General features: G+C 71.8%; 12 protein-coding genes. 10 read left to right on the forward strand and 2 right to left on the reverse strand.

The genetic code is table 11. The annotated features are described in order from the left end of the window. The 9 genes from FDZ70_03380 to recO form a co-directional block, all read left to right on the forward strand. On the forward strand, window positions 1–949 hold a 949-nt coding region (locus tag FDZ70_03380; GenBank protein TLM78898.1), incomplete at its 5' end, for a MiaB/RimO family radical SAM methylthiotransferase. 122 nt (window positions 950–1,071) lie between these two features. Further along, entirely contained in the window at window positions 1,072–2,001 is a 930-nt protein-coding gene (locus FDZ70_03385) for a PhoH family protein (GenBank protein ID TLM78909.1), read from the forward strand. After that, window positions 1,998–2,450 carry an rRNA maturation RNase YbeY gene (gene ybeY, locus FDZ70_03390; GenBank protein ID TLM78899.1) on the forward strand — a complete coding sequence of 151 codons (453 nt, stop codon included), beginning with the start codon at window positions 1,998–2,000 and terminating at the stop codon, window positions 2,448–2,450. The genes FDZ70_03385 and ybeY overlap by 4 nt, the downstream gene beginning before the upstream one ends. Window positions 2,451–2,461: 11 nt before the next feature. Continuing rightward, a complete protein-coding gene (locus FDZ70_03395) occupies window positions 2,462–3,163 on the forward strand; it encodes a phosphatase PAP2 family protein (protein ID TLM78900.1) in 702 nt (233 codons plus the stop codon). Window positions 3,164–3,250: 87 nt separating this feature from the next. Then, window positions 3,251–3,679, forward strand: coding sequence for a cytidine deaminase (locus FDZ70_03400; protein TLM78901.1), 429 nt, complete (start codon window positions 3,251–3,253; stop codon window positions 3,677–3,679). Continuing rightward, on the forward strand, window positions 3,672–4,610 hold the full coding sequence (locus FDZ70_03405) for a GTPase Era (protein ID TLM78902.1): 939 nt from the start codon (window positions 3,672–3,674) through the stop codon (window positions 4,608–4,610). The genes FDZ70_03400 and FDZ70_03405 overlap by 8 nt, the downstream gene beginning before the upstream one ends. A gap of 5 nt (window positions 4,611–4,615) precedes the next feature. Next, window positions 4,616–5,299, forward strand: a complete 684-nt coding sequence (gene deoC, locus FDZ70_03410) for a deoxyribose-phosphate aldolase (protein ID TLM78903.1) — start codon at window positions 4,616–4,618, stop codon at window positions 5,297–5,299. A 24-nt stretch (window positions 5,300–5,323) separates the two neighbouring features. Beyond that, a complete protein-coding gene (locus FDZ70_03415; GenBank protein ID TLM78904.1) occupies window positions 5,324–5,539 on the forward strand; it encodes a hypothetical protein in 216 nt (71 codons plus the stop codon). A 9-nt stretch (window positions 5,540–5,548) separates the two neighbouring features. Then, complete coding sequence (gene recO / locus FDZ70_03420; protein TLM78905.1) at window positions 5,549–6,058, forward strand: DNA repair protein RecO; 510 nt, start codon at window positions 5,549–5,551, stop codon at window positions 6,056–6,058. A 14-nt stretch (window positions 6,059–6,072) separates the two neighbouring features. Here recO and FDZ70_03425 read toward each other — a convergent pair whose 3' ends face one another. Together FDZ70_03425 and FDZ70_03430 are read right to left on the reverse strand one after the other, a co-directional pair. Further along, entirely contained in the window at window positions 6,073–7,581 is a 1,509-nt protein-coding gene (locus FDZ70_03425; GenBank protein ID TLM78906.1) for a Ppx/GppA family phosphatase, read from the reverse strand. Further along, complete coding sequence (locus FDZ70_03430; protein TLM78907.1) at window positions 7,578–8,552, reverse strand: CHAD domain-containing protein; 975 nt, start codon at window positions 8,550–8,552, stop codon at window positions 7,578–7,580. Before FDZ70_03430 ends, FDZ70_03425 begins: the two co-directional genes overlap by 4 nt. Window positions 8,553–8,652: 100 nt before the next feature. On the opposite strand from FDZ70_03430, the gene FDZ70_03435 reads away from it, so the two are divergent. Further along, on the forward strand, window positions 8,653–9,219 hold a 567-nt coding region (locus FDZ70_03435), incomplete at its 3' end, for a glycine--tRNA ligase subunit alpha (GenBank protein TLM78908.1).

Consider the following 9,219-nt stretch of genomic DNA (forward strand, 5'->3'; position numbering starts at 1 on the left):
GCCGGCGTCACCGGTGACGTCACATACGACGTCACATACGACGTCGTATGTGACGCCGGCAACCGGAGAGGCCCTCCGCGTCCGCGGCGCCGCCTTCCGCACGCGCGCCGACCTCAAGGTCGAGGACGGCTGCGACGCCCGTTGCGCCTACTGCATCGTGCCGGACGCCCGCGGGCCCGCGCGGTCAGTGCCATGGGACGACGTGCTCGCGCAGGTCGCCGCGCTCGCGACCGCCGGCGTGAGCGAGGTCGTCCTCACCGGCGTGAACCTCGGCCGCTACGCGGACACGGGCCGTGACCTCGCAGACCTCGTCCGCGCGGTCGCTGCAGCCGGGATCCCGCGCGTGCGCCTCTCGAGCATCGAGCCGCTCGATCTGACCGAGCGCATGCTCACGGCGCTCGCCGAGACGCCGCAGGTCTGCGCGCACCTGCACGTGCCGCTGCAGTCGGGCGCAGACGCGGTCCTCGCCGCGATGCGCCGCGGCTACACTGCCGCGCAGTACGCCGACGCGATCGCCCGAGCACGCGCGGCGCTGCCCGGCCTCGCCGTCACGACCGACGTCATCGCCGGCTTCCCCGGTGAGTCGCCGGACGACCACGCCGCCACGATCGCGCTCTGCGAGCGTCTCGCCTTCGCCAAGTTGCACGTGTTCCGCTACTCGGAGCGCGAGGGCACGCCAGCCGCCACGATGCCCGGCAGCGTCCCGCCGGCCACCCGCACTGCACGCGCGGCGGACCTGCGCGCCGCCGGCGAGCGGCTGCGCGCGACGTACCTGGCGGACGCGGCGCGCCGCCCCGAGCCGCAGGAGGTCCTCGTCGAGCGCGTCCGTGCCGGCGTCGCCGAGGGAACCACGCGCGACTACGTCCACGTGACCTGGCCGGTCGCGGGCGGGGCGCGCGCGGGTGACGTGGTCAGCGCGGAGCTGCGCGAGTCCGCCACGCTGCGCTGACGCGTCGGGCGCGGGTCCCTCGGTGGTAGAATCCGCGGCGTAGGCCCCCTCCGACAAGGAGCGCTCACCAGCCCGTGACCAAGACCGCGCAGATCCGCCTCGTCGTGCCAGCCGACATCCCGATGATCGACCTGCTGGGACACGGCGACCACCTGCTCAAGCTGATCGAGGACCAGTTCGACGCCGACATCGGCGTGCGCGGCAACGAGATCTCGATCTCGGGCGGATCCGCGGAGAGCCAGGCGGTCTCTGCGCTCTTCGGCGAGCTCCTTCAGCTCCTCGAGGCAGGCCAGCCGCTCTCGGCGGACTCCATCGACCGCGCCATCGACATGCTCAAGTCCGGCGAGGACAGCCCCTCGGCCGTGTTCTCCGACGTCATCCTCACGCACCGAGGCAAGACGATCCGCCCGAAGACCGCGGGCCAGAAGCGCTACGTGGATGCGATCCGCAGCAATACGGTCACCTTCGGCATCGGCCCGGCCGGCACCGGCAAGACCTACCTCGCCATGGCGATGGCGGTCGAGGCGCTCAAGGCCAAGGAGGTCGGCCGCATCATCCTCACGCGCCCGGCCGTCGAGGCGGGCGAGTCGCTCGGCTTCCTGCCGGGCAACCTCTACGAGAAGGTCGACCCCTACCTGCGGCCGCTGTACGACGCGCTGTTCGACATGATGGACATCGAGAAGTCCACGTCGCTGACCGAGCGCGGCGTCATCGAGGTCGCGCCGCTCGCATTCATGCGCGGCCGCACGCTCAACGACTCGTTCATCATCCTCGACGAGGCCCAGAACACGAGCCCCGAGCAGATGAAGATGTTCCTGACGCGCCTCGGGTTCGGCAGCAAGGTCGTGGTGACCGGTGACGTCACGCAGATCGACCTGCCGAAGGGCGCGTCGGGCCTGAAGCAGGTCCGCGAGATCCTCACCGGTATCACCGACGTGGCGTTCGTCGAGCTCAAGAGCAAGGACGTGGTGCGCCACAAGCTGGTCCAGCGCATCGTCACCGCCTACCACGAGTTCGAGGAGGCGCGCAGCGCCGAGAGGGGTGAGTCGTGAGCGAGCGCGTCAGTGTGACCTCCCACCGCGACCCCGAGCCGCTCGACCTGGCCGCCTTCGAGCGCCTCGGCGAGTTCGTGCTCGACGCCGAGGACGTGACGGGCGGCGCTGAGCTGTCGGTCGCGATCGTCGGCGAGGACGAGATGGCGAACCTCAACGAGCGCTACCGCGGCAAGGACGGCGCCACGGACGTCCTCAGCTTCCCCTGCGACGACCCCTGCCCCGTGCCCGGCGACGAGCCGGTCGCGCTCGGCGACGTCATCGTCGCGCCCGAGGTCGCCGCGCGCCAGGCCGCCGAGTACGGCTCGACCGTCGAGGCCGAGCTCGACCTGCTGCTCGTCCACGGCATCCTCCACCTGCTCGGCTACGACCACGAGTCCGATGCCGACGCCGAGGCGATGCAGGCCCGCGAGCGCGAGCTGCTCGCGCGCTGGGCAGACGCCCGCTAGAGGGACGCGCGATGCGCAGCCGCTCGTTGCTCTGGAGCTTCAACTACGCGATCGAGGGGATCGTCTACGCCCTCAAGACGCAGCGGAACATGCGGATCCATGTGGCGCTGGCCATCGCGGTGCTCGTTGCGGCGCTCGCGCTGCGCATCTCCGCGCTCGAGTTCATCGCCCTGCTGTTCGCGATCTCGCTCGTGATCGTCACCGAGCTCGTGAACACCGCGCTCGAGAACGCTGTCGATCTCGCCGTCGAGCATTTCGACCCCGCCGCCAAGGCCGCCAAGGACGTCGCGGCCGGCGCGGTCCTGCTCGCGTCCGTGAGCGCGGTCGCGGTCGGCTACGTGGTCTTCTTCGGCCGCATCTCCGGGCCCACGCAGCACCTCTTCGCGTACCTGCGCGACATGCCCGCGCACCTCACCATCATCGCGCTCGGGCTGGCTGGCTTGCTCGCGCTCGCCGGCAAGTGGGCGTCGCACACCGGTACGTGGCTGTCGGGCGGCTGGCCGTCCGGGCACACCGCGCTGGCGATGGCGGCCGCGGCGTCGATCGGGTTCGTCACGCGCAACGTGCAGGCGACCCTGCTCGCGCTGTTCGTGGCGGCGCTCGTGGCGCAGTCGCGCGTGGAGTCCGAGCGGCACACGGTCACCCAGGTCGTCTCGGGCGCCGTGATCGGCTTCCTCGCGGCCACCTTCGTCTTCCAGGTGGCGTTCCGATGAGCGCGTGGAACGGCTACGCTACGTGGTGGACGTGACGGAACGGCCCAGAAGGCTCCCGATGGCCGCGCCACCGACCGAGGAGGACCGATGACCGAGATCACCGCCGCCGACTTGGCCCTGCTCGCGTTCGCGCGCGAGGCCCGCGAGAAGGCGTACGCGCCGTACTCGAAGTTCCGCGTGGGCGCGGCCGTCATGGCCGCCGACAACGAGATCTATCAGGGCTGCAATGTCGAGAACGCCTCGTACGGCGCCACGCTGTGCGCCGAGCGCTCCGCCGCAGCGGCGTGCATCGCGACCGGACGCCGCGAGATCGTCGCCGTCGCCGTGGTCGGCGACTCCGACGCGCCCACGCCCCCGTGCGGCTGCTGCCGGCAGTTCCTCGCCGAGTTCGGACCGGACATGCGCGTCGTCATGGGCGGGGCGACCGACGCGGTCATGGTCATGCGCCTCGACGAGCTGCTGCCCGAGGCGTTCGTCCGCGGCTACCTGGACCAGGACGAATTCGACGGTGACTGAGCCGGCGGCACCCGGCGGGGCCGACCCGCTCGCGCCGGTCCGCAGCGGCTTCGTCGCGCTCGTCGGCCGGCCGAACGCCGGCAAGTCCACGCTGGTCAACGCGGCCGTCGGTGCGAAGGTCGCCATCACTTCGGACACCCCGCAGACCACCCGGCACCGCCTGCGCGCGGTGCTCGACCGCGACGACGCGCAGGTGGTCTTCGTCGACACGCCGGGCCTGCACAAGCCGCTCGACGCGCTCGGGGAGGAGCTCAACCGCTCGTCGCTGCTCGCGCTCGGCGACGTCGACGTGGCGTGCCTCGTGATCGATGCGTCTGCCGAGGTGGGCCGAGGCGACGAGTGGGTCGCCAAGCGCGTGGCCGCCGCTCCCGGTGCCAAGCGCGTCCTCGTGCTCACGAAGGCCGACCTGGTCGCGCCGGAGGTCCTCGAACGCCGCTTGGACGCCGCACGCGCGCTGTGCGAGTTCGACGACGCGGTCGTCGTCTCGGCGACAGAGGGCTTCAACGTCGACGGCTTCGTCCAGGTCGTGGTGCGGCTGCTGCCGGAAGGCCCGCGCTACTTCCCGCGCGACGTCACCACCGACCAGCCCATCGAGGTCATGCTCGCCGAGTTCATCCGCGAGAAGGTCCTGCGCGCCATGCGCGACGAGGTCCCGCACGCGGTCGGCGTCGCCATCGAGGAGATCGATGTGACCGAGGCGACCGGCATGGTCACGATCCGCGCGGTCGTGTACGTGGAGCGCGAGTCGCAGAAGGGGATGATAGTGGGCAAGGGTGGCGCGATGATCAAGCGCATCGGCACCGAGGCTCGCGCCGACCTCGAGCGCCTGCTCGGCGGCAAGGTCTTCCTCGACCTGCGGGTGAAGGTGCGCAAGGACTGGCGCCGGGACTCCTCGCAGATCCGCAGGTTCGGCTACGGAGAGGGACTGTAGAGACCATGGACAGGGACACGCTCGCTGCCGCGATCGACCAGACCATGCTCAAGCCGACGGTGGGCTTCGCCGAGGGGGCGCGCTGGATCGAGGCGAACGCCGCACTCGGCTTCGCCGCGCTGTGCGTCGCGCCGTTCCTCGTGCCGGTCGCCGCGCAGAAGCTCGCCGGCACGGCCACGAAGGTCTGCTCGGTGTGCGGCTTCCCGCTCGGGTACGCGAACACCGAGTCCAAGGCCGAGGAGGCCGCCCACCTGGTCGAACTCGGGTGCCAAGAGGTCGACATGGTGATGAACGTCGCGGCGTTCCTCGAAGGCGAGGACGGGTTCGTGGCCGACGACGTCGCGGCCGTGGTGGCGCAGGTGGAGCACGTGTCGGGCGGGTCTGCGCTGGTCAAGGTCATCATCGAGACCGGACATCTGGACGCCGCGCAGATCGCGCGCGCGGCCGTGCTCGTGGCCGACTCGGGCGCCGCGTTCGTGAAGACGTGCACCGGCTTCGGACCGCGCGGCGCCACCGCCGACGACGTGCGCACGCTGCGCGCGGCCGTGGGCGAGCGCATCGGCGTGAAGGCGTCCGGCGGCATCCGCGACCTGGTCGGCGCGCTCGAGATGCTCGACGCGGGCGCCACGCGGCTCGGGTCCTCCTCGGGCACGGAGATCCTCGACGCGCTGGCGCACGGGCGCGGGTAGCGCACCCGGCAGGCACACGCGCGCATGCCCCCGTACAGCGCCCGCGCGCTCGTCCTGCGCAAGACCAAGCTCGGCGAGACCGACCTCATCCTCACGCTGCTCGCCGAGGACGGCCGCCAGCTGCGCGCGGTGGCGCGCGGCGCCCGCAAGCCCGGCTCGCGCTTCGGCGCGCGGCTCGAGCCCGGCGCGGTCGGCGACCTGCTGCTGCACACCGGGCGCACGCTCGATCACGTCACCTAGGCCGAGTGCGTGGAGATGCACGCCGGCCTGCGCGAGGACTACGACCGGTCGTGCGGCGCGGCCGTCGTGTTCGACTTCTGCGACAAGGTCTCGCTGGAGGGTCAGGCCGAGGAGCGCATGTTCCCGCTGGCCGTGACCGCACTCGACGTGCTCGCGGCCGCCGACGCCGCCGACGTGCGGGCGCTCGTGACGGCGTTCCTGATCAAGGCGATGGCGGTGCAGGGCTACCGGCCGCAGCTTGCTGGCTGCGTGCACTGCGCGAGCGAGAAGTGCGGCGCCGGGTTCTCGATCGAGGCGGGAGGCGTCGTGTGCGCCGAGTGCGCGGGCGAGGACGAGGCGGTCGTGCCGCTGTCGTCGGCGGGGCGGAGCGCGATCGGCGCGCTCATGGGCGCGAGGATGGCCGAGGTCGCGGCACTCGGGGTGCCGGACGAAGTGCTCGACGGGGTCGCGCGCCTCGTGCGCACGTTCGTGCAGCACCACCTGCCGGCGCGCATGAAGTCGCTCGGGTTCTTGGGGTAGGGGGATGCCGCGCCTCAGGCGCCGCTGATCCGCACGCGCACCCCGAACGCCTTCTCGAGCAGGTCGGCTTTCTCGCGCGCGCCGTAGAGCTCGACGTGGAGGTCGGCGTCGCCGTCTGCCGTCACCGTGACCCGGTCGTCGCGGCGCTCGAGGGTCACGGAGCGCACGCGGCCGACTCGTCCCCGGTCGAATCCGTCGGCGAGCCGCAGGATGCCCCCGAGCTTGGAGACCGTGTCACGGTCGGTGGGCGACAGGCGCGCGAACTCCTCGTGCCTGGCCTTGGGCAGTCCGCCGCGATGGTAGCGCGCGACCGCGGCCACGACGGCCATGTCGCGAGGCGAGTGCCCGGGCAGATCCGCGTAGGTCAGCAGGTGGCAGCTGTGCCGGTGGTGCTTCTCGTACCCGACGAAGTAACCGACGTCGTGCAGCATCGCGGCGGTCTCGAGCAGGCGGCGGTCGTCGGCGGTCAGCGACTCGTCGGCCATCGAGTCGAACAGCGAGAGCGCGAGCTCGTTCACGTGCTCGGCGTGGCGCTGGTCGAACCTGCACCGCTTGCCGAAGCGGACGATGGCTGCGGAGGGGTCGGCTCCTTTGCGCCTGCCCGTCGCCCGTGCGATCGTCTCGAGGACGAGTCCCTCTCGGATGCCGCGGGTGTTCACCAGGAAGCGGTTGCAGCGCAGCACGGCCATCGCCTCGCGCACCACGAGCGCGCCGGCCACGATGATGTCGGCTCGGTAGTCTGGCACTCCGGGTACCGCGCGGCGCTGCTCGAGCGTGAGGCTCTTGAGCTGGGCGTAGACGTGCACGACATCGGAGAGCGAGAGTTCGCGCCCGTGCACGGACGCGTAGTCGTCGCCTGCCGCCGCCGCGACGACTGCGGCCAGCGAGGTGGCCGTCCCCCCCGAGCCGATCATCACCGTGACCGGCTCGGGGTCCTCCCCGAACGCGCCGCGGAGCGATTCGCGAACGTGCCGGCGCACCGCGCGCAGGTCCTCGCGCGCGGGCGGGTCGGCGGTGCCGATGCGGTCGGTGAGCACGACGGCGCCCAGGGGCAGCGACGTGATGCTCTCGATCTGTCCGTCGGCGGCGCGGACGATCTCCACAGAGCCGCCCCCGATGTCGATGACCGCGGTGCGGCCCGGAAGGTCGAAACTCGCCGCGGCTCCCGTGAACGCGAGCCTGCCCTCCTCGATCTCCGAGACGACCTCGACGTCGAGTCCGAGCGTCTCGCGCACGCGTGCGACGAACGCGGGGCCGTTGGAGGCCGTGCGCACCGCCGCCGTGGCGACGGCCCGCACCGTGTCGGCCTCCAGGCTTCGCGCGATCTCGAGCATCCTGGCGAGCGCCTCGAGAGCGCGTTCCTGGGCCGCGTCCGACAACGCGCCGGACTGCACGAGTCCTTCGCCGAGGCGGACCTGCGCCTTCTCCTCGTCGAGCAAACGGTAGCCGCCGCCGCGTTCGACCGCCACGACCATGAGCCGGACGGAGTTGCTCCCGATGTCGATCGCGGCGAGGCGCTTCACGGCGTCGCGTCCGCCTCGGGTTCGACGGCGTCCGGGGCGGCGTCCGTCCGCAGCGCGCCGAGCACCGCGCGCGTCATGCGCGCCTCGTCCCACTCGGCCGTGAGCGCGGCGAACGTGTCGAAGAAGCCGGCCCGCTCGGCGAGCAGGTGCCGCTCCACCGCGCGCAGCCCCGGGCCCTTCACGCCGGCCTTCGCGAGTTCGCCGGACTCGGCCATCTCGCGCACCGAGCTGAGGAACACGTCGCGGTCGTGCAGCTCGCCGAGGACGTCCTGCAGCGTCTTGAGTGTCTCGAGCACCTTGTCGGCCTTGCCGGTGAAGCACGGGCGCAGCGTCTCGATGGCGTAGCGCAGGCGCTTGACCGCGATGCGCATCGAGTGCTGCGTCTCGCCGGCGTCGGACTCGAGCGCCTCGGGCAGGTGCGCGTAGACCGCCGTCAGGCGCTCCCGGACCACGGCGTCGGCAAGCTCGCCGAGCGGCTGGTAGGCGCCCGCGTCGCCTCGGCGCACGAACGCGAGGAACCCGTCGCGGCGCTCGGCCAGGCCGAGGGTCGCCAGCGTCTCGCGCATCGACTCGAGGTCGCGCAGACGCTCTCCGAGGCGGTGGCCGATGATGCACGCGAGCGTGACGCGCTCGTCGGTCGTGCGCGCGCGCTCGGTGAGGCGCGCGAACTCGTCGACGAAGACGTCGGCGTCGCGCACGGTGCCCAGCGAGCGCGTGATGGCGCGCGCCATGCGGTTGAAGCGGCGCCACTCGCGGTCGGGGTACAGCGGGCGGAAGATCGCCATCGCGGCGCGCAGCCGGCGCGACGCGACCCGCATGTCGTGCACGGCCTCCATGTCCTCGCCCGACGCGGCGGCGGCCTCGAGCGCGAAGAGCGGCTCGGCCTTGGCGGCCAAGATGACGGCCGCGGCGATGGCGGCGGGTGTGTCGGGGCCGAGCAGCGAGGTCACGAGCGCCTCCGGATGGGGGATGCTCTCCGATGCCGTGACTACCGTAGCACCCGAGGGTGTCGGGCGTGCGGTGCGCTACCATAGTCACCCACGCTCACGCGCCTACCAGCGAGGTACACCGATGACCACCGCCACAGCACCCACCTTCCAGGACATCATCCTCGCGCTGTCGCGCTTCTGGGCCGATCACGGCTGCGTCGTGCTGCAGCCCTACGACATGGAGGTCGGCGCCGGCACGTTCCACCCGGCCACCACGCTGCGCACGCTCGACCCGAAGCCGTGGCGCACCGCGTACGTCCAGCCGTCGCGCCGACCCACCGACGGCCGCTACGGCGAGAACCCCAACCGTCTCCAGCACTACTACCAGTACCAGGTCATCCTCCAGCCGAGCCCCGACGACGTGCTCGACCTGTACTTCGACTCGCTGCGCGCCATCGGCATCGAGCCCGCCGAACACGACGTCCGCCTCGTCGAGGACGACTGGGAGTCGCCGACGCTCGGCGCGTGGGGACTCGGCTGGGAGGTCTGGCTCGACGGCATGGAGTGCACGCAGTTCACCTACTTCCAGCAGGTCGGCGGCTTCGAGTGCCGCCCGGTGCCTGCCGAGATCACCTACGGCCTTGAGCGCCTCGCCATGTACATCCAAGGCGTCGACAGCGTCTACGACCTCATCTGGTCCGAGGGCGCT

The organism is Actinomycetota bacterium, from assembly GCA_005774595.1.
Lineage (GTDB): Bacteria > Actinomycetota > Coriobacteriia > Anaerosomatales > D1FN1-002 > D1FN1-002.